Raw genomic sequence first — 22,352 nt, forward strand, 5'->3', positions numbered from 1 at the left:
GTAGGAAGCGGGCAGCAAACCGCTCATTTTAAGATGTAATGCGGTCTTCTCAGCGTGTTAGAATACCGGGTTACTGTAAACCTTTTAGAAGTCCCTGAATTCATTGAGGATTCCTTCGGAAATGCGCGTTGAATCATTGGATTGGCGCGCAGCCGGAATCCCGCTGGCATTCCAGGATGCGTCCGACAGGTCGGCAGTGTCGAATCCTGTCTTGGTCGGTGGTTCAGGGCGGCCCGAGACACCCATTCGTTTCGGATCTCCTGCGTGCCAACGGCGCGATGGCGCTTGATGTGGCACCCAAGGGTGGCACCCCAGCGCGGCATCGGCAAGCACAGAGCCCCACCAGGCAATTAACTAGAAACCCGTCAGAAATCAGTTTTCGGAGTCCTTTATGTCCATTCAACGCACCCTCTCGATCATCAAGCCCGACGCCGTCGCCAAGAACGTGATCGGCCAGATCGTCGCCCGTTTCGAGCAAGCCGGCCTGAAGGTCATCGCCGCCCGCCTGACCCAACTGTCGCGCGCCGACGCCGAGCGTTTCTACGCTGTGCACGCCGCCCGTCCCTTCTTCAAGGACCTGGTCGACTTCATGGTCTCGGGCCCCGTGTTCGTGCAAGTCCTGGAAGGCGAAGACGCCATCCAGAAGAACCGCGACCTGATGGGCGCCACGGACCCCAAGAAGGCTGAAGCCGGCACCATTCGCGCCGACTTCGCCGACAGCATCGACGCCAACGCCGTCCACGGCTCCGACGCTCCGGAAACGGCCGCTGTCGAAGTGGCTTTCTTCTTCCCCGAAATCAACATCCACAGCCGTTAATTTTTGGCTTAAGTTGTTGAAAGCGCTTTAGTTTTACCTGGTTATGGAATCCGTCGAACGAATCAATCTGCTGGGGCTGGACGGCTCCGCCCTGTCCGAACTGGTCGGGCAGTGGGGCGGCAAGCCGTTTCGCGCCCGCCAGCTGCAGCGCTGGATGCACCAGCGCGGCGCCGATTCGTTCGACGCCATGACCGACCTGGCCCGCGATTTCCGCAGCCAGCTTGCCACGCATTGCCGCATCGAGGCATTGCCCGTCAACATCGAGCAACGCTCGACCGACGGCACCCGCAAGTGGCTGTTCGATGTGGGGCAGGGCAACGCCATCGAAACCGTCTTCATCCCTGAAGACGACCGTGGCACGCTGTGCATCTCCAGCCAGGCTGGCTGCGTGGTGAACTGCCGTTTCTGCTCGACAGGGCACCAGGGCTTCAACCGCAACCTGAAGACCAGCGAAATCATCGGCCAGCTGTGGTGGGCCAAGCGCGTGCTGGAGGCCGACATCGGCACGGCCCGCCTTGAAAGCGCCCGCGCCACCGAAGACACCCGCGTCATCAGCAACGTCGTCATGATGGGCATGGGCGAACCCCTGCTCAATTACGACCAGGTCCTGCCCGCGCTGCGCCTGATGCTCGACGACAACGCGTACGGCCTGTCGCGCCGCCGCGTTACGGTGTCCACCTCCGGCGTCGTGCCCATGATGGACCGCCTGTCGCAAGACTGTCCCGTGGCGCTGGCCGTTTCGCTGCACGCGCCCAACGACGCGCTGCGCGACGAGCTCGTGCCGCTGAACAAGAAGTACCCGCTGAAGGAGCTGCTGGCCGCCTGCGAACGCTACCTGGCGTTTGCGCCCCGCGACTTCATCACGTTCGAATACTGCATGCTGGACGGCATCAACGACACCGACCAGCACGCCAAGGAATTGATCCACATTGCACGCCAGGTGCGCTGCAAGCTGAACCTCATACCGTTCAACCCATTCCCCGCCTCCGGCCTGAAGCGCTCGGCCTCGGCGCGGGTGAAGGTGTTTGCCCAGCGTCTGATGGACGCCGGCATCATCACCACGGTCCGCAAGACCCGGGGCGACGACATCGATGCGGCTTGCGGCCAACTGGCCGGAGAGGTGCGGGACCGCACTCGGATCACCGAGCGCAATGCCGCCCAGCGCCAGACCATACCAATTAAACAGGTGCACGCATGACGCAGGATTTCGCTTCTGCAGTTTCCGACTCGTCCGCCGGCGCGGTGGGCAGCGTGGGCGCCGCCTTGCGCGGTCTGCGCCTGGCCAAGGGCTGGTCGCTCGACGAAGTCTCCAGCCGCATCAAGTTTTCCACCAAGCAGATCGAAGCCCTTGAAAACGAGCAGTGGGACAACCTGCCCACCGGCGTTTCCTTGCGCGGCCTCGTGCGCAACTATGCGCGGCTGCTTGGCGCCGATGCCCAGGCCATCGTCGACTCGCTCGATCCCAAGGCCCGCGCCACCGGCCCGGCCAAGCTCAGCCCCAGCTCGCTGCATTCCGCGCATTCCATTCCCCAATCCAGCGCCGACGACGACCGCTCGTCCACGTCGTCGTGGGGCTGGCTGATCGCCATCGTGCTGGTGCTTGCTGCCGGCGTGGCGTATGCCTTCTGGCAAGGTTGGCTGCCGCAGCAGTGGCTGCCCGCCGACTGGCTGCCGAAGCCGACCAAGTAACCCGGTTCCAACCGATGCAAGATTCTTCTCTGCCTTGCCAGGACGCGCCGCCTCCCCCGGTGGGAGCCGCAGCGCGCCGCGCCACGCGTTCCGTCGCGGTGAAGTGGGGCGATCGTGTCGTGACGGTGGGCGGAGACGCCCCGGTCGTGGTTCAGTCCATGACCAACACCGACACCGCGGACGCCATCGCCACCGCGATCCAGGTCAAGGAGCTGGCGCAGGCCGGCTCCGAGCTCGTGCGCATCACCGTGAACACGCCCGAGGCCGCCCGTGAGGTCGTCGCCATCCGCGAGCAGCTCGACCGCATGGGCGTGAACGTGCCGCTGGTGGGAGACTTCCACTACAACGGCCACAAGCTGCTGACGCAGTTCCCGGAATGCGCCCAGGCGCTGTCCAAGTACCGCATCAACCCCGGCAACATGGGGGGCGGCAAGCGCCGCGACGACAACTTCGCGCAAATGATCGAAGTCGCCTGCCGCTATGACAAGCCCGTGCGCATCGGCGTCAACTGGGGCAGCCTCGACCACGAGCTCATGGCGCGCAAGATGGACGAAAACAGCCGCCGCGCCCAGCCCTGGGAAGCGCAGGCCGTCATGCGCGACGCGCTGGTCGTCTCGGCCATCAGCAATGCCCAGCGCGCCGAGGAACTCGGCCTGCGGCGCGACGCCATCATCCTGTCGTGCAAGGTCAGCCACGTGCAGGATCTCATCGCCGTCTACCGCGATTTGTCCGCCCGGTGCGACTACCCCCTGCATCTGGGCCTGACCGAAGCCGGCATGGGCAGCAAGGGCATCGTGGCCTCGACCGCCGCACTTGCCGTGCTGCTGCAGCAGGGCATCGGCGACACCATCCGCATTTCGCTCACCCCCGAACCGGGCGGAGAGCGCAGCCGCGAGGCCATCGTCGCGCAGGAAATCCTGCAGACCATGGGCCTGCGCGCATTCACGCCCATGGTCGTCGCCTGCCCCGGTTGCGGCCGCACCAGCAGCACGTTCTTCCAGGAACTTGCCGACAGCATCCAGTCGTTCCTGCGCCGGCAGATGCCGGTGTGGCGCACGCAGTATCCCGGCGTCGAATCGATGAACGTCGCGGTGATGGGCTGTGTGGTCAATGGGCCGGGCGAAAGCCGTCATGCCGACATCGGCATCAGCCTGCCGGGTACCGGCGAAGTGCCGGCCGCGCCGGTGTTCGTCGACGGCGAGCGCACGGTGACGCTCAAGGGCGACCATATCGCCGAAGAGTTCCAGGCCATCGTTGAAGAATACGTTGCGCGCCGGTATGGCGCGCTCGCCTCTCACTAAAGTAAGGGTGTAGCCATTGGCGCGCTTCTCGGGCGCGCCGACGGCATGATCAAGATGACTCAAGCTTTCCAGAAAGTCGCCGCCATCCGCGGCATGAATGACCTGTTGCCGGGGGCAAGCGCCCGCTGGGAGCAATTCGAGGAAATCGTGCGCGGCTGGCTGCGCGGCTATGGCTACCGCAATGTGCGTACGCCCGTGCTTGAGCATACGCGCCTGTTTGCACGCGGCATCGGCGAAGTCACCGACATCGTCGAAAAAGAGATGTATACGTTCACCGACGCGCTCAACGGCGAATCGCTCACGATGCGCCCCGAGATGACCGCCGGGATCGTGCGTGCCTCGATCGAACACAACCTGCTCTACGATCGCCCGCAACGCGTCTACTCCATCGGTCCCGTCTTTCGTCACGAGCGCCCGCAGCGCGGCCGCTACCGCCAGTTCCACCAGATCGACGTCGAAGCGCTGGGCTTTGCCGGTCCCGACGTGGACGCGGAACTCATCGTCATGCTGGGCCGCCTCTGGAAGCTGCTGGGCCTGAAGGACGTGCGCCTTGAACTGAATTCGCTGGGCCAGCCGGCCGAGCGCGCCGCGCACCGCGCCGCCCTGATCCAGCATCTGGAAAAGCACCGCGACATCCTCGACGAAGACGGCCAGCGCCGCATGTACAGCAATCCGCTGCGCGTGCTGGACACGAAGAACCCCGCCATGCAGGAAATGGCCGACAGCGCGCCGCGCCTGTTCGACTTCCTGGGCGAAGAGTCCCGCGCGCACTTTGACGGCGTGTGCCAGCGCCTGACCGACGCCGGCATCGAATACCGCTTGAATCCCCGTCTGGTCCGCGGCCTGGACTACTACAACCTGACCGTCTTCGAATGGGTCACGGACCGCCTGGGTTCCCAGGGCACGGTCTGCGGCGGCGGCCGCTACGACGGCCTGGTCGAACTGCTGGGCGGCAAGCCGGCGCCAGCCGTGGGCTTTGCCATCGGCATGGAGCGCCTGCTCGATCTGTGGGAGCAAAGCGTCGAAATCGCCGCGCCGGCCGAGTGCGACGTGTACGTCGTGCACCAGGGCGAGGACGCGCAGCGCCTGGCCGCGCGGGTCGGCGAAGACCTGCGTGACGCGGGCCTGTCGGTCATCGTGCATGCCGGATCGGCGGGCTTCAAGTCCCAATTCAAGCGCGCGGACGCCAGCGGCGCCCGCGTTGCGGTTATCCTTGGCGCCGACGAAGTGGCGTCGCAGACCGCCAGCGTCAAGTTCCTGCGCGCAGAAGGGCAGGGCGACTCGGCGCAGCAACAGGTTCCGCTGGCGAAGCTGGCCGACGCATTGAACAACAAGGGTTAACGCATGGCATACGATCTTGAAGAACAGGAAAAACTCGACGCGATCAAGGCGTGGTGGGCCCGCTATGGCACGCTTCTGCTGACGCTGGCGACGGCAGTGCTCCTGGCCTGGGGCGGCTGGTGGGGCTGGAAGGCGTACGAATCGCACCAGGCCAACCAGGCAATGGGCTACTTCGAAGCGCTGGAAGACGCGGCCCGCCTGGGTGGCGCCGATTCCTCGGTGCGTATCAAGACCGCAGCCTCGACGCTGCGCGAAAAGTATCCCAACACCGGCTACGCCGCGCGTGGCGCTCTGGTGGCCGCGCAGGCCCTGCAGGCGCAGAAGGATGACGCCGGCGCCCGCGAACAGCTCGAATGGCTGGCCGGTCAGAACAAGAACCCCTCCATGCAAGCCGTGGCGCGCCTGCGCCTGGCCGGCATGATGCTGGACCAGAAGCAATACGACGCCGCGCTGGCGCAGCTGAACAATCCGCCGGCCGCCTTCGCCGCCTTGTTCGCTGACCGCCGCGGCGACGTGCTGGCTGCGCAAGGCAAGCGCGAGGAAGCGCGCGCGGCCTGGCAGAGCGCCATCGATGGCCTGGGTGCGGCCAATCCGTTGACCCAGGTTGTGCAACTGAAACTGGATGCCTTGAGCGGAGCGTGACTGTAATGCGTAAATTTGCACCTGGCCGTACGTGGCGCGGCGCCGTCCTCTTGGCAAGCCTGCTTGCCCTGGGCGGATGCGGCTTGTTCTCCCATGACGACGGCCGCTACGATCCGGCGCCCCTGACCGAATACAAGGCCGGCATGTCCGTGCGCCAGGTCTGGTCCACGTCCATCGGCAGCGGCTCGGGCCTGGGCTTCGCGCCCACCGTGCTGGGCGATGCCATCTATGCCGCCACGCCCGACGGCTCGGTCGGCAAGTTCGACCTGCAAAGCGGCCGCGTCATCTGGAAGGCCAAGGCCGAAGGCAAGCTGTCGGCGGGCGCCGGCAGCGACGGCACCACCACTGCGGTCGCTTCGCCCAACGGCGACGTCATCGCCTTCGACGACACCGGCAAGGTGAAGTGGAAGGTCCGCGCCACCAGCGACGTCACGATTCCGCCGGTCGTCGGCTACGGCATCGTCGTCGTGCGCAGCGGCGACTACCGCATCCAGGCTTTCGACGCGAACAGCGGCGAGCGCGTCTGGAGCGTGCAGCGTCCCGGCCCGTCGCTCGCCTTGCGCAGCGTCTCGCAAATGGTCCTGGCCGAAGGCCTCGTCATCACGGGCCTGCCCGGCGGCAAGATCATGGCCATCGCCTCCAATAGCGGCAACGTGCAATGGGAAGGCACCGTGGCCACGCCGCGCGGCGCCAGCGACCTGGAGCGTCTGACCGACGTGGTGGGCGCGCCCCGGATCGCGGGCAACCTGCTGTGCGCGGTTGCTTATCAGGGACGCATCGTCTGCTTTGACGTCACCGCCGGTGGCCGTCCGCTCTGGACCAAGGATTTCTCCAGCGTCAGTGGCCTCACGCTCGATGACCGCTTCGCTTATGCCGCCGACCAGAACAGCGTGGTCAACGCGTTTGCGCTCGATAACGGGGGCAATGTCTGGAAACAGAGCGCTCTGAAGAACCGCCAGCTCACGGCTCCGGCTATGCTTGGGGGAGCGCTGGCTGTCGGCGATCTGGATGGTTACGTGCACTTCCTGTCGCGCAGCGATGGCAGCCTGATGGCGCGCCTGTCGGTGGGCGGCGGCGCAGTCGTGTCACCGCCGCAGACGACGCCCCAAGGTGTGCTGGTCCAGACGGGCAATGGCAATCTCGTCATGATCGGCGCCAACTGAAACTTATAAAACAAAGCCTTTTACCGTGTCTTTCAAGCCTGTCGTTGCCCTGGTCGGCCGCCCCAATGTGGGGAAATCGACCCTTTTCAACCGCCTGACGCGATCGCGCGCCGCGCTGGTGGCCGATTATTCCGGCCTGACCCGCGATCGCCATTACGGCGAGGGCAGGGTGGGCGATATTCCGTTCATCGCCATCGATACCGGCGGCTTCGAGCCCGTGGCCAAGGACGGCATCCTGCTGGAAATGGCCCGGCAGACCCGCCAGGCCATCGCCGAGGCGGACGTCGTCGTGTTCCTGGTGGATGCGCGCTCTGGCATCAATGCGCACGATCACGAGATCGCGCAACTGCTGCGCAAGTCCGGCCAGCAGCGCGTGCTGCTGGCGGTGAACAAGGCCGAAGGCATGGGCCTTGGCCCCGCCATCGCCGAATTCCATGAACTTGGCCTGGGCCAGCCGTATCCCATTTCGGCGGCGCACGGCGACGGCATCGTGGATCTCATCGAGCTGGCGCTCAAGGATCTGGCCGAGCCGCCCGCCGAAGAAGAACCGGCCGAAGAAGGCGAGCACGATCACCGCATCAAGCTGGCGATCGTGGGCCGTCCCAACGTAGGCAAGTCCACGCTCATCAATACGCTCATGGGCGAAGAGCGCGTGATCGCGTTCGACATGCCGGGCACGACGCGCGACGCCATCGAAATCGATTTCGACCGCGACGGGCGCCGCTACACGCTGATCGACACGGCCGGGCTGCGCAAGCGCGGCAAGGTGTTCGAGGCGGTCGAAAAGTTCTCCGTCATCAAGACCTTGCAGGCCATCGAGGCCAGCAACGTCGTGCTGCTCATGCTCGACGCGCAAACCGAAATCTCCGAGCAGGACGCGCACATCGCCGGGTTCGTGCTGGAAACCGGCCGAGCCGTGGTCGTGGCCGTCAACAAGTGGGACGGCCTGGACGGCGAAGAAAAGGAACGCATCGAGCGCGAGTTCAACCGCAAGCTGCGCTTCCTGTCGTTCGCGCGCGTGCACACGATCTCGGCGCTGCGCGGGCAGGGCATCAAGCCCCTGCTCAAGTCCATCAATGCCGCTCATGCCGCGGCCTTTGCCAAACTGTCCACGCCCAAGCTCACGCGCGAGCTGCAGGCCGCTGTCGAACAGCAGCCGCCTCCGCGCAAGGGCATCTTCCGTCCCAAGATGCGCTACGCGCACCAGGGCGGACAGAACCCGCCGCTGGTCGTCATTCACGGCAACGCGCTGGACGCCATTCCCGATTCGTACCGCCGTTACCTCGAAACGCGTTTCCGCAATGCATTCGACTTGGCCGGCACGCCGCTGCGTATCGAATTCAAGTCCTCGCACAACCCTTACGCGCAGGAAAGCTGATCCATGAGCCGCTTCTGGAGTCCCGTTGTCGGGACGCTCAGTCCCTATGTGCCGGGCGAGCAGCCCAAGCTTCAGAATCTGGTCAAGCTGAACACCAACGAGCACCCTTACGGGCCGTCGCCCAAGGTGCTCGATGCGATCCGCGCCGCTTGCGACGATACGCTCAAGCTCTATCCGGACCCTTCCTCGGACCGCCTGCGCGAGGCCATCGCCGCCGCGGTCGGCGCGCAGCCGCAGCAGGTGTTCGTGGGCAATGGGTCGGACGAGGTCCTGGCGCATGTGTTTCTGGCCCTGCTCAAGCATGACCGTCCGCTGCGCTTTCCGGACATCACGTACAGCTTCTATCCCGTGTACTGCGGCCTGTACGGCATCGAATTCGAAACGATGCCGCTCACCGCGGACTTTTGCATCGACGTCGAAGACTACCTGCCGGCGCGCCACGGTCAGGCGGGCGCCATCATCTTCCCGAATCCCAACGCGCCCACCGGCCGGGCGCTCAGCGCCGCCGAGGTCGAACGCATCGTGGCCGGCAATCCGGACACGGTCGTTGTCGTGGACGAGGCGTATGTGGATTTCGGCGCCGAATCGGTGATCCCGCTCGTCTCGCGCTACGACAACCTGCTGGTGGTGCAGACCCTTTCAAAGTCGCGTTCGCTCGCGGGCCTGCGGGTGGGCTTTGCCGTGGGCAGCGCCGCGCTGATCGATGGGCTTGAGCGGGTAAAGAACAGTTTCAACTCCTACCCCATCGATCGTTTGGCATCCGCCGGCGCAGTAGCGGCGCTGGAAGATACGGAGTACTTTGAGCAGACCCGCAAAGCCGTGATCGATACGCGGTCCCGCATGACCGCAGGGTTGCAGGCGCTGGGCTTCGAGGTGCTTCCTTCAGCGGCGAACTTCGTGTTCGCGCGCCATCAGTCACAGGACGCCACGACGCTTGCCGCCGCCCTGCGCGAGCGCAGCATCATCGTGCGTCATTTCGGTCATGCACGGATCGATCAATTCCTGCGCATCACGGTGGGTACCGAAGCCCAGTGCGACCTGCTTCTGCAAGCGCTCCAGAGCATCCTGACGGCGTGATTTTCAGAGGCATTTCAGCTGGAAAACTCTGGTCTCATTTTTGCTTCCCGGCCAAGTAGCACGGGCCGGGAAAACCCTGTAGAGTACGTGTTTCGGCGTGCACCACCAGTACAAAAAGCGCGTCATTACTCAATAACAAACAAATGGAGCCTGGCCAATGAGCAATAAAGGGCAAACTCTGCAAGATCCGTTCCTCAACACGTTGCGCAAGGATCATGTGCCCGTGTCGATCTACCTCGTGAACGGCATCAAGCTTCAAGGGCAAATCGAATCCTTCGACCAATACGTGGTGCTGCTGCGCAATACGGTCACCCAAATGGTTTACAAGCACGCCATTTCCACCGTCGTTCCCGCGCGCGCCGTCAACTTTCAAGTGGAAGTCCCTGCTGAGTAATCTCGCTCCAGCTTTACCTTTTATTGCCCGCCAGACGGTTCTCGTCGGCGGGCATTTTCGCTTTGGCTCGAATATGGTGCATGTATGCGCGCTCTGATCATCAGCGTGGATCTCGGTGATCCGGACTTCATGGCACACGCCGAGGAATTTGCCATGCTGGCCAAGGGCGCGGGCGCCGAAATCGTCGGCACCCTGACGGCCCGCCGCGATCGTCCCGACGCCAAGTTCTTCATCGGCTCCGGCAAGGCCGACGAGGGCGTCGCGATGGCGCAGGCGCTGCTTGCCGACATCATCCTTTTCGACCAGCCGCTTTCGCCAGCCCAGCAGCGCAACCTCGAACGCGCCTTCAACCTGCGCGTGGTGGATCGCGTTGCCCTCATCCTGGACATCTTCGCGCTGCGCGCAAAGAGCCACGAAGGCAAGCTGCAGGTCGAACTGGCCCAGCTTCAGCATCTGGCCACGCGCCTGACGCGCATGTGGAGTCACCTGGAACGGCAACGCGGCGGCATCGGGATGCGCGGGCCAGGTGAATCCCAGCTTGAAATGGACCGCCGCATGATCGGCGCCAAGGTCAAGACGCTGCGTGAACGGCTCGACAAGGTCGAACGCCAGCGCATCACCCAGCGGCGCGCCCGCGCGCGGGGCGGTGCGTTGTCGGTGTCGCTGGTGGGTTACACCAACGCCGGCAAGTCGACGCTGTTTAACGCGCTGACCCGCGCGGACGCCTACGCGGCCGACCAGTTGTTCGCCACGCTGGACACGACGACCCGCCGCATCTGGATCGAAGGCGCCGGATCGGTCGTGGTGTCGGACACCGTGGGCTTCATCCGCGACCTGCCGCATAACCTGATTGCCGCCTTCCGCGCCACGCTCGAAGAAACCGTGCACGCGGATCTGCTGCTGCATGTGGTGGACTCGGCCAGCCCGCAGCGGGATGAGCAGATTTTCGAAGTCAACAAGGTCCTCGCCGAAATAGGCGCTGCAGCGATTCCAACCATTCTGGTATACAACAAGATCGACCGGGCGGGCCTGGACCCGCGGGTGGAGCGCGATGCACATGGTACGATTGCGCGAGTATTTGTAAGCGCCACCGAGCGCGCCGGTTTGGATGCGTTGCGCGGGGCAATTGCGGAAACCGGACAGATTGTGGGAAACAATGCCGCGAATTATCAAACTCTTCAATCTGAATGACCCCGGCTGGGGTCGCGGAAACAACAATGGCTCCGAGCCGCCGCCCAAGCGGCCCCAAGGCAATGGAGACGGCCCTCCCGACCTGGACGAGGTCTGGCGCGATTTCAATAATCGCATCGGGAACCTGTTCGGGCGCAAGGGCGGGGGCGGCAACAACCGGCCCGGCAATCGTGGTGGCATGACGCCGCCATCCCCGCGGGGCACACGCATCGGCCTGGGCGTCATTGCCCTGGTGGCGGCAGGCATCTGGCTGGCCAGCGGCTTCTACATCGTGCAAGAAGGCCAGGTCGCGGTCGTGACTCAGTTCGGCAAATACAAGAGCACGTCGCAAGCCGGTTTCCAGTGGCGCCTGCCTTATCCCATTCAAAGCCATGAAATCGTCAACGTGTCGCAACTGCGCACGTTCGAAGTCGGTTTCCGTGGCGGCGCGCGCAACAAGGTTCTGCCCGAAGCGCTGATGCTCACGACGGACGAGAACATCGTCGATATGCAGTTCGTCGTCCAGTACCGCCTGCGTGCGGACGGCGCGCCCGACTATCTCTTCAAGACGCGCGACCCGGACGAATCCGTGCGCCAGGCGTCGGAAACCGCCATGCGCGAAGTCGTGGGCAAGCAGTCGATGGACTTCGTGCTGTACGAAGGCCGTACGACGGTGGCCTCGCAGGTTCAGGCGCTGATGCAGCAGATCCTCGACCGCTACAAGACGGGCGTGCAGGTCAGCACCGTCGCCATCCAGAACGTGCAGCCGCCCGAGCAGGTCCAGGCCGCGTTCGATGACGCCGTGAAGGCCGGTCAGGATCGCGAGCGCCAGATCAACGAAGGCCAGGCCTATGCCAACCAGGTCGTGCCGCTGGCCAGCGGTCAGGCTTCGCGCATGACGGAGCAGGCCGAAGGCTACAAGGCCAAGGTCGTGGGCGATGCGCAAGGTAATACCTCGCGCTTTACCAGCATCCTGGGCGAATACGAAAAGTCTCCCCAAGTCATGCGCCAGCGCATGTACCTGGAAAGCATGCAGGACATCTTCACCCGCGCCAGCAAGGTCATGGTCGACACCAAGAGCAACAACAACATGTTGTATCTGCCCTTGGACAAGATCATGCATCTCGCCGCTCAGGACGCAGGCAAGTCGAATATCGGCAGCTCCGGCTCGCCGGTGGCCAACCCGCCTGTCCAGCAGCCTTCGCGCGGTTCGGCCGCGCCGGTGCCGCAGCCTTCCGGCAGCAGCAATAGCAACACGCTGCCCCGCGACCGTATGTCGCGCTAATCCGGAGGAGTCCTGAACATGAATCGTCTTATGCCCATCCTGGTCGGCCTGCTCATCGTGCTGGCCCTCCTTTCCTCCAGCGTTTTCGTGGTCCGCGAGCGCGACTATGCCCTGGTGTTCTCGCTGGGTGAAGTCCGCCGCGTCATCAGTGAACCTGGCCTGTACTTCAAGGTTCCGCCGCCTTTCCAGAATGTCGTCACGCTCGACAAGCGCATTCTGACCATCGAAACCAACGAAGCCGAGCGTATCCAGACTTCCGAAAAGAAGAACCTGCTGATCGACTCGTACGTCAAGTGGCGCATTGCGGATCCCCGTCTGTTCTACGTGACGTTCGGCGGCAACGAGCGTGCGGCGCAAGAGCGTCTGCAAGCCCAGATCCGCGACGCCCTGAACGCATCGGTCAACGTGCGTACGGTGCGCGACGTGGTCTCGACCGAACGCGACAAGATCATGACGGAAATCCTGGACAACGTCGCCAAGCGCGCCGAGCCGCTGGGCGTGCAGATCGTTGACGTGCGTCTGCGCCGCATCGAGTTCGCGCCGGAAATTTCCGAGTCGGTGTACCGCCGCATGGAAGCCGAGCGTACTCGCGTGGCGAACGAGCTGCGCTCGATCGGCGCTGCCGAAGGCGAGAAGATCCGCGCCGAGGCCGACCGCCAGCGCGAGGTCATCGTGGCTCAGGCATACGCCAAAGCCCAGGGCATCATGGGTGAGGGCGACGCCGCCGCGGCAGCCATCTACGCCCAGGCTTATGGCAAGAATCCGGACTTCTATACGTACTACAAGAGCCTGGAAGCCTATCGCGCGTCGTTCTCCAAGCCGGGTGACGTGCTGGTGGTGGACCCCAGCTCCAGCTTCTTCCAGTTCATGAAGGATCCGGCGGGCGCCGCCCTGGCTCCGGTCACCGTGCCGGCCAAGTAACCGGCAGCAGCCGGCACAAACGAAAAAGCCCCTCGGGTACCCGAGGGGCTTTTCTGCTTCTGGCGGGATGCTCCCTTACGGGTATCGGGGACGCCGCGGGGCACTGGACATGCCCGTCCCCCGGGTGGCGCTTGCCGCTGAACCATGTACAATACCGCGTAAGCTATAAAACATTCCGCAGCGGCTGAGCGGGCTTACGCCCCTCAGCCGCTTTTCGTTTGGGCGACGCCCACGCATCACTTGGCGTTATTCAGGTAAACACATTCATGGGTAACTGGCTGCTGCCCGAAAGCCTCGCCGACGTACTTCCGGCAGAGGCCAGGCGCATCGAGGAACTGCGCCGCGAACTTCTCGATCTTTACCGTACATACGGGTTCGAGCTGGTCGCGCCGCCCCTGGTCGAGTACATCGATTCATTGCTGTCGGGCACCGGCAGCGATCTGGATCTGCGCACCTGCAAGCTGATTGACCAGCTTTCGGGCCGCACGCTGGGCGTGCGCGCGGACATGACTCCCCAGGTCACGCGCATTGACGCGCACTTGCTCAACCGCGCGGGCGTCACCCGCCTGTGCTATTGCGGCAATGTGCTGCATGCCCGTCCCTCGGACTTGCTGTCGAGCCGCGAGTTGCTGCAGATCGGCGCCGAAATCTACGGCCATGCCGGATTCGAAGCCGATCTGGAAATCATCCAGCTGGTGCTGGAAACCGTTGCCATCGCCGGCGTTCGCAATCCGCGCCTGGATCTGAATCACCCCGGTGTGCTGCGCGCGGTCCTGAAGTCGGATCCGGCGGCTGCCGAGCTGGCGCAGGACGCGATCCGGCTGATGCGCGACAAAGACGTGCCCGGACTGGGCGAGCTGGCGGCGCGCGCGCCCGGCATCCGTCCGGAAACGCTGAAGGCGCTGCAATTGCTGCCCACGCTGTACGGTGGTCAGGACGTGCTGAAGATCGCCCGCCGTGACCTGCCGGCGCTGCCAGGTATCGCCGAGGCGCTCGATGCTCTTCAGGCAGTGGTCGACGCCATGCCCAATGTGTCTTTCAGCGTCGATCTGGCCGACGTCGGTGGTTACGCCTACCACTCGGGCGTCAAGTTTGCGCTGTACGCTGAAGGCTGGCACGACGCGTTGGTCAGCGGTGGCCGCTACGATGACGTTAGCCACGCGTTTGGCCGGTCGCGTCCGGCAACGGGCTTCAGTCTTGATTTACGCAAGCTGGCGGCGGGTCTGCCGCCGGCGGAAAGGGCGCGAGCGGTTCGCGCGCCCTGGGGGCAGGCCCCCGCTCTGACCGAGGCGGTTCGCCGCTTGCGCCGGTCAGGGGAAATCGTCGTTCAGGTATTGCCCGGTCACGAGCAGGATCAGGACGAATTCGTTTGCGATCGCGAGCTGGCGCTGCAGGATGGCGTCTGGACGGTCAAAACGCTGTGACTAACTCCCTCTCGGAAACGAGGGGGCCGCGGGGAGATTTCCGGATTTCCCGAGAAACTCGAAATTGATTCGTATCATGAGCAAGAACGTAGTCGTAATCGGCACCCAATGGGGTGACGAGGGCAAGGGCAAGATCGTCGACTGGCTGGCGGAATCCGTCCAGGGCGTGGTCCGCTTCCAAGGCGGTCACAATGCCGGCCATACGCTGTGGATCAACGGCAAGAAGACGATTCTTCGCCTGATCCCGTCGGGCATCATGCACCCCGGTGTCACCTGCTTCATCGGCAATGGCGTCGTGCTGTCCCCGGAAGCCCTGCTCAAGGAAATCGAAGAGCTTGAGGCCGCCGGCCTGGACGTGCGTTCGCGCCTGCAGATCTCCGAGATCTGCCCGCTGATCCTGCCGTACCACGTCGCCATCGACAAGGCGCGCGAAGCGCGCAAGGGCGAGGGCAAGATCGGCACGACGGGCCGTGGCATCGGCCCGGCCTACGAAGACAAGGTCGCCCGCCGCGCCCTGCGCGTGCAAGACCTCTTCAATCCGGCGCTCTTTGACGAAAAGCTCGCCGAAGTGCTGGATTACCACAACTTCGTGCTGACCCAGTACCTGGGCGCCGAAGCGGTCTCGGCCAACGAAGTGCGCGATCAGGCCATGGCCTTGGCGCCGGCCATCGCCCCGATGGTCAAGGACGTCTCCAGCAACCTGTACGCCATGCAGCAGGAAGGCAAGCGCCTCCTGTTCGAAGGCGCGCAAGGCGCGCTGCTGGACGTCGATCACGGTACTTATCCCTTCGTCACCAGCAGCAATTGCGTTGCGGGCGCGGCCTCGGCAGGCGCCGGCGTGGGCCCCCAGCAATTGGATTACGTCCTGGGCATCACCAAGGCGTACACCACGCGCGTCGGCTCGGGCCCGTTCCCCACGGAACTGGTCGACGAGATCGGCACCCGTCTGGCCACCATCGGCAAGGAATTCGGTTCGGTCACGGGGCGTCCGCGCCGTTGCGGCTGGTTCGACGGCGCCGCGCTGAAGCGTTCGGTCCGCCTGAACGGCATTTCCGGCCTGTGCATCACCAAGCTGGACGTGCTGGACGGTCTGGAAACCATCCAGTTGGGCGTCGGCTACCGCGTCAACGGTGAATTCCGCGACGTGCTGCCCTACGGCGCGCACGCCGTTGCGCAAGCGCAACCGGTGCTCGAAGAGCTGCCCGGCTGGAGCGAATCCACCGTCGGCATCACCGAATACGCCAAGCTGCCCGCCGCCGCGCGCCGTTATCTGGAGCGTGTCGCCGAAGTCTGCGGCGTGCCGATCGACCTGGTGTCCACCGGTCCGGACCGCAACGAGACCATTGTTTTGCGTCATCCCCTGAAGGGCTGACATCGGGTTATTATTCCCAAGGCCGCCGCCGGTCATACCGGCGGCGGCCTTTTCGTATTTTTGTGCAGGAGATGCTTGCCTATGAGCACGCCGACCAGTGACGATAGCCACCTGTGGGTAACGTGGGACGATTACAACCGCTTGATCGAGCGCCTTACTTTGCAGGTGCATCAGTCGGGCTGGAAGTTTGACAAGATTCTTTGCCTGGCGCGCGGCGGTATGCGCGTGGGTGACGTCATGTCGCGTATTTTTGACGTGCCGCTGGGTATTCTTGCCACCAGCAGCTATCGCGAGGCGGCTGGCACCAAGCAAGGCGACATGGACATCGCCCAGTTCATCACCATCACCCGCGGCACGCTGTCCGGCCGGGTGTTGCTGGTGGACGACATGGTCGATACCGGCAAGACCTTCAATAAGGTCTTCGATCACCTGAAGAGCCAGTTCGCCGACATCACCGAATTGCGCAGCGCCGTGCTGTGGTGGAAGGGGCATTCCCTGGCAACGCCCGACTATTACGTCGAGAAGCTGCCCACGAATCCCTGGATTCACCAGCCTTTCGAAGACTACGACAGCTTGCGTCCCCATCAATTGGAAGCCTGGATCCGCAAGGGTTCCCAGAGCTGATAGCAGGCAGGAAAAGGGCGGGGCCCAGGGCGCGGACTGTCCCTGGCAGTAGTCAAACCGTCCTTGACCATGCTAGAATCGCTGGTTATCGCTAAACCGAACTTGGCTTGTTACTCTTTGGGTAGTCTTTGGGTAACGGAAACAGCCAGCTCAAACCCGGGTGAACGCATGCCCGGGTTGCGCTTTGAAGGTTCACAGTTCGCGGTACTTGCCTATTGGCGGTTTGCAGGTCTTATCGCCAGAGGCCGTCTTCGCGTACCTGGGGTCGCGCAGCGTTGCTGGAAAAGCAAGCCAGGTTTGTCATCAACTTTGTTACCCTACAAGCAGGCCAATTACTTTATGCCTATCGTTCGACTGAAGGAAAACGAACCGTTTGAAGCCGCTCTGCGCCGCTTCAAGCGCACCATCGAAAAGACCGGTTTGCTCACCGAACTGCGCTCGCGCGAGTTCTATGAGAAGCCCACCGCCGAGCGCAAGCGCAAGCATGCCGCCGCCGTGAAGCGCCACTACAAGCGCATCCGTAGCCAACAACTGCCCCCGCGCCTGTATTGATTTCTGATTCCCGAATCTATTGATTCCAGAATCATTCATCCAGGATTTGCTCGCCCGAGTCGACGTCGTCGACGTTGTCGGGCGATATGTGCAGTTGCGAAAGGGTGGGGCCAACTTGCTTGGCCTGTGCCCCTTTCATAACGAAAAAAGCCCCTCGTTCACTGTCAGCCCCACCAAGCAGTTCTATCACTGCTTCGGTTGTGGAGCGCATGGCAGCGCCATCACCTTCCTGATGGAACATACGGGCGCCAGTTTCCCCGACGCCGTGCGTACGCTCGCGGCGTCGGCGGGAATGACGGTCCCCGAAGAAAACCGCAGTCCCCGCCAGCAGCAGGAGTCCGCGCGCCGCAAGGCCGAGGAATCCCGGCACACCCAGGTGCTGGACGCTGCCCAAGCCCATTACCTGAAACTGTTGCGCGCTTCGCCCGCCGCCGTCCGCTATTTGAAGCAGCGCGGCCTGACTGGCGAGATCGCCGCGCATTTCGGCCTGGGCTGGTCAGGCACGGACCGGCACGGTCTGTCCCAGGTGTTTCCAAACTACGAGGACCCCACGTTGGTGGAGTCCGGCCTCGTCATCGAGTCCGAGGACGGGCGGCGCTACGATCGCTTTCGCGAACGGGTGATGTTTCCGATCCGCAATGCGCGGGGAAGCCTCATCGGGTTTGGCGGCCGGATCATCGGCAAAGGCGAACCCAAGTACCTGAACTCTCCTGAAACTCCGCTGTTTTCGAAGGGGCAGGAGCTCTACGGGTTGTGGGAGGCACGCCAGGCCATCCGTCAGGAAGGCCAGGTGATTGTCGTCGAGGGCTACATGGACGTGGTCGGCTTGGCGCAGCAGGGCATTGCCAATGCCGTTGCCACGCTCGGCACCGCCACCACGCCGGATCACGTCAAGAAGCTCTTGCGCGCCAGCGACAAGGTCATCTTCAGCTTTGATGGCGACAAGGCCGGCCGGCGCGCCGCCTGGCGCGCGCTGCAGGCCTGTCTGCCGGTGCTTCGGGATGACATCGCGATCCGGTTCCTCTTCCTGCCGGCGGAGCATGATCCCGATTCGTATGTGCGCGAATTGGGCGCCGAAGCGTTCCGCGCGTGTCTGGGCGACGCCGTGGCGCTGTCGCGCTTCCTGTTGGACGAATTGGCGTCGCGTCACAACATGACCGAGGCCGAAGGGCGCGCCAGTTGTCTGCACGAGGCCAAGCCGCTGCTGGCAACGATCCCCGAGTGCGCGTTGCGCGTGCAGATCGAACGGGAAATGGCCAAGCTGGTGCAATTGACGCCTGAGGAAATGGCGCAGGTTCTGGCGCAACAGCCTGCCAAGCCATTTGCGCCGGCCGCGCGGGCCGCGTCGGGCGGTGCCGAGTCCGGCATGGCACCGGGCGGCGAGCCGAGCCACGACGGCGGTCCGCCGGACATGGGCTACGACTACGGCAACCACGACTTCCACGACATTCCCGCCGACGAGTCCGACGATTACGGCCAGTACGCCTCGCATGGCGAAGAGTCTGGTGGCGGATCTGCGGGCTGGCAGCCAGGCGCAAAGCCGGAATGGAAGGGCAAGAGCGATTGGAAAGGCAAGAGCGACTGGAAGGGCAAGGGAGACTGGAAGGGCGGCAAGGGCAACTGGAAAGGCCGGCGCGACAACGATGTTGGCGGCTTTGAGGGGCGCCGCACCATGCCGTCGCTGGCCAAGCGGCTCTTGAGCCTGCTGCTCGCGCATCCCGAGCTGGTCGACTCCATGGGAGATCAGCAGCTTGAAGTCATCGACCATGGCCCCCATCTAGGATTGGTACGAGACCTGATCATGCTGGCGCAATCCAGCGGCGCGCGCCATGTCGGCGCCTTGCTGGAGGCTGCGGAGCCGGACTCGGACCTTGCAACCGTATTGAAGGGGCTGCGGGCGGACATCCTGGCGCAGGAAGACCTGCCCGACCCGCAGACGGAATGGGACGATGCGTTGCGGCGGATCGAGTTCGATTCGGCGAAAAATGAAATGGCCAAGCTGGCGGCTTCCGGACTGGCTTCGGAAGAGGCTCGCAAGCGGTATCTTGAGCTCTCCCGCCGCATGACCGTGCTGAAAGGTGCCGGGATACGCTAAATACGCTAAAATCAAAGGTTTTCCGCTCATGCGGGGGCCTGTGAGGCCGGCGCAGTTCGGCTACGCGCGGATGCCGCCATTGCCAGCTGTGCCCGACTGTTGCATGATCGCTGGAAATTCAAGGTCGATTAGTGGCGGATTGTTCGCCAGATCGATGCAGCAAGAGCAGGAACGTGACACGAAGTCCGGCAACTGGAATCTATTCCGGAAGCCGGAATCTAATGATTTATGTACCAATTTGACGAGAGCGGCCTGAAGCTCGGGCATCCCGGTTATTGAGCCCAGGCGGCATCGCTAACCACTAAAAAAGGTTAGAAACGGGACGCGTGCGTCAAAATTGTTACATCGTTAATTAATATAGCTGAGCGGTGGATCAAAAGCAGTTCAGCGGCGGTAATTCCGCGTGGCGTGAGTGGTTTGGGTGCTGTGTATACGTAGCTGCTTGGGGCAATGGCCCGATAAGCGAGCAAAGCCTATTTATAGGCAGGCAGCCCCCCCAACGTCCGGAACCCGCTGTTGAATGAGGTCATGAACGTCGGGCGTCAGAACGGTCAAGAACCGGAGACGTCGCCAGACGGGCTCGCAAGAGCCGGTGCTGCGAACAACGCAGCCGCGTGATCTTCGCCGATCCACCAGATTTACCCGTATTCCATGCCGCACCGGATCCGTATCCGGCGCGGCGTTATGCGGTGCAACAAGCCCGAACGGGTTGCGACGACCACGGAAGCGACTATGACCAAATCCACCGGCAAATCCTCCTCTGCAATTGATGCGGCCGAAACCAAGGCTGTGGCGGCCAAACGCGCCGTCAGCATGGCCGCGGAAAAAGCGCCCGCCAAGACGGCGGTGAAGGTCGCCAAGCCCGCCGCCAAGACGGCCGCCAAAAAGGCGGCCAAAACGGCAGTTGCCGCGGACAAGCCCGAAAAGGTGACGAAGGCCCGCGCCAAGAAAGCCGAAGACAAACTGGCCGACCTAGTCGGCAGCGCGCGTCCCGCGCCGAGCGGCCGCCGTCCGGGCCGCCCCGCCAAGAACGCCAACAACGACTCCGACGGTTTCGACGATCCGATGGACGGCGAAGGCGAAGTCCTGCCCGATCTGAAGCCGCCCAAGCGCGGCGGCAAGCGCGGCAAGGCCGATCCCAAGGACCTGATCGCCCGTGGCCCCGTCACGCCGGAAGAATACGAAGCGCGCCGCAATCGCCTGAAGCAGCTGATCAAGCTGGGCAAGGATCGCGGCTACCTGACGTACGGCGAAATCAACGACCATCTGCCCGACGACCTGGTCGATGCCGAAGCCATCGACGGCATCATCAGCACGTTCAGCGACATGGGTATCGCGGTCTATGACCAGGCCCCCGACGCCGAAACCCTGCTGATGAGCGAGAACGCGCCGGTTGCGTCCAACGACGACGACGTCGAAGACGAAGCCGAAGCCGCGCTCACCACCGTGGACTCCGATTTCGGCCGCACCACCGACCCGGTCCGCATGTACATGCGCGAAATGGGCTCGGTCGAGCTGCTGACCCGCGAAGGCGAAATCGAGATCGCCAAGCGTATCGAAGACGGCCTGAAGCACATGGTCATGGCCATCTCGGCCTGCCCGACCACCATCAACGAAATCCTGGCCCACATCACGCGCGTGCGTGAGGGACAGGCGCAGATCGACGAAGTCGTCGACGGCCTGGTCGATCCGGAAGACGGCGAAGAATACGCCGGCGCCGGCGTCACCGCCGATGAAGACGAAAGCGATGACGGCCCCGCCGGCGGCATGTCCAGCAAGCAGCTGGAAGACCTGCGCGTCAAGGCGCTGGCCAAGTTCGACGAAGTGGGCAAGCAGTTCGACAAGATGCGCCTGTCGTACGAGAAGGACGGCTACAAGTCGGACATCTACGTGCGCGCCCAGGAATCGATCCAGAACGAACTGATGGGCATCCGCTTCACCGCCAAGATGGTGGAAAAGCTGGCCGACACGCTGCGCAACCAGGTTGAAGAAGTGCGTCAGCTTGAGCGCGCTGTCCTGCACACGTGTGTGGACCGTGCCGGCATGCCGCGCCTGCACTTCATCAAGGTGTTCCCCGGTAACGAAACCAACCTGCAGTGGGTCGTCGACGAAGTGGCCGCCGGCCATCCGTACGCCGAAACGCTGGAGCGCCAGATTCCCGCCGTGCAGGAACTGCAGCAAAAGCTGATCGACCTGCAAACGCGCGTCGTGCTGCCGCTGAAGGACCTGAAGGACGTCAACAAGCGCATGGCCACCGGCGAAGCCAAGGCCCGCAAGGCCAAGCGCGAAATGACCGAGGCCAACCTGCGTCTGGTGATCTCGATCGCCAAGAAGTACACGAACCGTGGCCTGCAGTTCCTCGACCTCATCCAGGAAGGCAACATCGGCCTGATGAAGGCCGTGGACAAGTTCGAATACCGCCGCGGCTACAAGTTCTCGACCTACGCAACGTGGTGGATCCGTCAGGCCATCACGCGTTCCATCGCCGACCAGGCGCGCACCATCCGTATTCCTGTTCACATGATCGAAACGATCAACAAGATGAACCGCATCAGCCGCCAGATCCTGCAGGAAACCGGCGCCGAGCCGGATCCCGCGACCCTGGCGCAAAAGATGGACATGCCTGAGGACAAGATCCGCAAGATCCTGAAGATCGCCAAGGAACCGATCTCCATGGAAACGCCCATCGGTGACGACGACGATTCGCACCTGGGCGATTTCATCGAAGACACGTCCACGCTGGCGCCTTCGGATGCGGCGCTGCATGGTTCGATGCGCGATGTCGTCAAGGAAGTGCTAGACTCTCTCACCCCGCGTGAAGCCAAGGTCCTGCGCATGCGTTTCGGCATCGAAATGAGCACCGACCAGACCCTGGAAGAAGTGGGCAAGCAATTCGACGTCACGCGCGAGCGCATCCGCCAAATAGAGGCTAAAGCGCTGCGCAAGCTGCGTCACCCCAGCCGGGCCGACAAGCTGAAGAGCTTCCTGGAAGGGCAGTAAATTTCCTGGGCCTCTAGCTCATGCCTGGTTAGAGCAGCGGACTCATAATCCGTTGGTGCCGAGTTCGACTCTCGGGGGGCCTACCAAGAATGACGCGGGTTTGCATG

At 63.5% G+C, this 22,352-nt stretch carries 19 protein-coding genes and 1 tRNA gene; all 20 read left to right on the forward strand.

Annotation, left to right across the window (positions count from 1 at the left end; genetic code table 11):
* Positions 1-391 precede the first annotated feature (391 nt).
* Entirely contained in the window at positions 392-817 is a 426-nt protein-coding gene (ndk, locus tag ASD87_RS00340) for a nucleoside-diphosphate kinase (RefSeq protein WP_056315689.1), read from the forward strand.
* 43 nt (positions 818-860) lie between these two features.
* Complete coding sequence (rlmN, locus tag ASD87_RS00345) at positions 861-2,015, forward strand: 23S rRNA (adenine(2503)-C(2))-methyltransferase RlmN (protein ID WP_056315692.1); 1,155 nt, start codon at positions 861-863, stop codon at positions 2,013-2,015.
* Positions 2,012-2,506 (forward strand): RodZ family helix-turn-helix domain-containing protein, encoded by a 495-nt coding sequence (locus ASD87_RS00350; RefSeq protein ID WP_056315695.1) that lies wholly within the window; start codon positions 2,012-2,014, stop codon positions 2,504-2,506. The genes rlmN and ASD87_RS00350 overlap by 4 nt, the downstream gene beginning before the upstream one ends.
* Positions 2,507-2,520: 14 nt before the next feature.
* Positions 2,521-3,807 (forward strand): flavodoxin-dependent (E)-4-hydroxy-3-methylbut-2-enyl-diphosphate synthase, encoded by a 1,287-nt coding sequence (gene ispG / locus ASD87_RS00355; protein WP_056315698.1) that lies wholly within the window; start codon positions 2,521-2,523, stop codon positions 3,805-3,807.
* A gap of 54 nt (positions 3,808-3,861) precedes the next feature.
* A complete protein-coding gene (gene hisS / locus ASD87_RS00360; protein WP_142049684.1) occupies positions 3,862-5,148 on the forward strand; it encodes a histidine--tRNA ligase in 1,287 nt (428 codons plus the stop codon).
* A 3-nt stretch (positions 5,149-5,151) separates the two neighbouring features.
* On the forward strand, positions 5,152-5,790 hold the full coding sequence (locus tag ASD87_RS00365) for a tetratricopeptide repeat protein (RefSeq protein WP_056315703.1): 639 nt from the start codon (positions 5,152-5,154) through the stop codon (positions 5,788-5,790).
* Between the two features lie 5 nt (positions 5,791-5,795).
* Complete coding sequence (gene bamB, locus ASD87_RS00370) at positions 5,796-6,953, forward strand: outer membrane protein assembly factor BamB (RefSeq protein ID WP_056315705.1); 1,158 nt, start codon at positions 5,796-5,798, stop codon at positions 6,951-6,953.
* 25 nt (positions 6,954-6,978) lie between these two features.
* The gene (der, locus tag ASD87_RS00375; protein WP_056315707.1) at positions 6,979-8,331 is read left to right on the forward strand and encodes a ribosome biogenesis GTPase Der; all 1,353 of its coding nucleotides are present in this window, start codon (positions 6,979-6,981) and stop codon (positions 8,329-8,331) included.
* Positions 8,332-8,334: 3 nt separating this feature from the next.
* The gene (gene hisC, locus ASD87_RS00380; protein WP_056315708.1) at positions 8,335-9,408 is read left to right on the forward strand and encodes a histidinol-phosphate transaminase; all 1,074 of its coding nucleotides are present in this window, start codon (positions 8,335-8,337) and stop codon (positions 9,406-9,408) included.
* 157 nt (positions 9,409-9,565) lie between these two features.
* Positions 9,566-9,802, forward strand: coding sequence for an RNA chaperone Hfq (gene hfq, locus ASD87_RS00385; RefSeq protein ID WP_006218585.1), 237 nt, complete (start codon positions 9,566-9,568; stop codon positions 9,800-9,802).
* Between the two features lie 84 nt (positions 9,803-9,886).
* The gene (gene hflX, locus ASD87_RS00390; RefSeq protein WP_056315711.1) at positions 9,887-10,993 is read left to right on the forward strand and encodes a GTPase HflX; all 1,107 of its coding nucleotides are present in this window, start codon (positions 9,887-9,889) and stop codon (positions 10,991-10,993) included.
* Positions 10,959-12,257: an FtsH protease activity modulator HflK gene (gene hflK / locus ASD87_RS00395; RefSeq protein WP_056315713.1), complete on the forward strand. Its 1,299-nt coding sequence runs from the start codon at positions 10,959-10,961 to the stop codon at positions 12,255-12,257. The genes hflX and hflK overlap by 35 nt, the downstream gene beginning before the upstream one ends.
* Before the next feature lie 18 nt (positions 12,258-12,275).
* Entirely contained in the window at positions 12,276-13,178 is a 903-nt protein-coding gene (gene hflC, locus ASD87_RS00400) for a protease modulator HflC (protein ID WP_056315716.1), read from the forward strand.
* Positions 13,179-13,444: 266 nt separating this feature from the next.
* On the forward strand, positions 13,445-14,602 hold the full coding sequence (locus ASD87_RS00405) for an ATP phosphoribosyltransferase regulatory subunit (protein ID WP_056315719.1): 1,158 nt from the start codon (positions 13,445-13,447) through the stop codon (positions 14,600-14,602).
* 76 nt (positions 14,603-14,678) lie between these two features.
* Positions 14,679-15,974, forward strand: coding sequence for an adenylosuccinate synthase (locus ASD87_RS00410; protein ID WP_056315722.1), 1,296 nt, complete (start codon positions 14,679-14,681; stop codon positions 15,972-15,974).
* A gap of 81 nt (positions 15,975-16,055) precedes the next feature.
* Positions 16,056-16,598, forward strand: a complete 543-nt coding sequence (locus ASD87_RS00415) for a phosphoribosyltransferase (RefSeq protein WP_056315724.1) — start codon at positions 16,056-16,058, stop codon at positions 16,596-16,598.
* A gap of 339 nt (positions 16,599-16,937) precedes the next feature.
* Positions 16,938-17,150 carry a 30S ribosomal protein S21 gene (rpsU, locus tag ASD87_RS00420; protein ID WP_006218592.1) on the forward strand — a complete coding sequence of 71 codons (213 nt, stop codon included), beginning with the start codon at positions 16,938-16,940 and terminating at the stop codon, positions 17,148-17,150.
* A gap of 19 nt (positions 17,151-17,169) precedes the next feature.
* Positions 17,170-19,245 (forward strand): DNA primase, encoded by a 2,076-nt coding sequence (dnaG, locus tag ASD87_RS00425; RefSeq protein ID WP_056315727.1) that lies wholly within the window; start codon positions 17,170-17,172, stop codon positions 19,243-19,245.
* A gap of 732 nt (positions 19,246-19,977) precedes the next feature.
* Entirely contained in the window at positions 19,978-22,245 is a 2,268-nt protein-coding gene (rpoD, locus tag ASD87_RS00430) for an RNA polymerase sigma factor RpoD (protein WP_056315728.1), read from the forward strand.
* A 7-nt stretch (positions 22,246-22,252) separates the two neighbouring features.
* Positions 22,253-22,331 (forward strand) — tRNA-Ile (locus tag ASD87_RS00435).
* Positions 22,332-22,352 lie beyond the last annotated feature (21 nt).

This window comes from Achromobacter sp. Root170 (assembly GCF_001428165.1).
Lineage (GTDB): Bacteria > Pseudomonadota > Gammaproteobacteria > Burkholderiales > Burkholderiaceae_B > Achromobacter > Achromobacter mucicolens.

Bases quoted from the DNA above. Each gene is read 5' to 3' on its own strand.
- ndk (WP_056315689.1), top strand. From the start codon at position 392: ATGTCCATTCAACGCACCCTCTCGATCATCAAGCCCGACGCCGTCGCC.
- rlmN (WP_056315692.1), top strand. From the start codon at position 861: ATGGAATCCGTCGAACGAATCAATCTGCTGGGGCTGGACGGCTCCGCC.
- ASD87_RS00350 (WP_056315695.1), top strand. From the start codon at position 2,012: ATGACGCAGGATTTCGCTTCTGCAGTTTCCGACTCGTCCGCCGGCGCG.
- ispG (WP_056315698.1), top strand. From the start codon at position 2,521: ATGCAAGATTCTTCTCTGCCTTGCCAGGACGCGCCGCCTCCCCCGGTG.
- hisS (WP_142049684.1), top strand. From the start codon at position 3,862: ATGACTCAAGCTTTCCAGAAAGTCGCCGCCATCCGCGGCATGAATGAC.
- ASD87_RS00365 (WP_056315703.1), top strand. From the start codon at position 5,152: ATGGCATACGATCTTGAAGAACAGGAAAAACTCGACGCGATCAAGGCG.
- bamB (WP_056315705.1), top strand. From the start codon at position 5,796: ATGCGTAAATTTGCACCTGGCCGTACGTGGCGCGGCGCCGTCCTCTTG.
- hisC (WP_056315708.1), top strand. From the start codon at position 8,335: ATGAGCCGCTTCTGGAGTCCCGTTGTCGGGACGCTCAGTCCCTATGTG.
- hfq (WP_006218585.1), top strand. From the start codon at position 9,566: ATGAGCAATAAAGGGCAAACTCTGCAAGATCCGTTCCTCAACACGTTG.
- hflX (WP_056315711.1), top strand. From the start codon at position 9,887: ATGCGCGCTCTGATCATCAGCGTGGATCTCGGTGATCCGGACTTCATG.
- hflK (WP_056315713.1), top strand. From the start codon at position 10,959: ATGCCGCGAATTATCAAACTCTTCAATCTGAATGACCCCGGCTGGGGT.
- hflC (WP_056315716.1), top strand. From the start codon at position 12,276: ATGAATCGTCTTATGCCCATCCTGGTCGGCCTGCTCATCGTGCTGGCC.
- ASD87_RS00405 (WP_056315719.1), top strand. From the start codon at position 13,445: ATGGGTAACTGGCTGCTGCCCGAAAGCCTCGCCGACGTACTTCCGGCA.
- ASD87_RS00410 (WP_056315722.1), top strand. From the start codon at position 14,679: ATGAGCAAGAACGTAGTCGTAATCGGCACCCAATGGGGTGACGAGGGC.
- ASD87_RS00415 (WP_056315724.1), top strand. From the start codon at position 16,056: ATGAGCACGCCGACCAGTGACGATAGCCACCTGTGGGTAACGTGGGAC.
- rpsU (WP_006218592.1), top strand. From the start codon at position 16,938: ATGCCTATCGTTCGACTGAAGGAAAACGAACCGTTTGAAGCCGCTCTG.
- rpoD (WP_056315728.1), top strand. From the start codon at position 19,978: ATGACCAAATCCACCGGCAAATCCTCCTCTGCAATTGATGCGGCCGAA.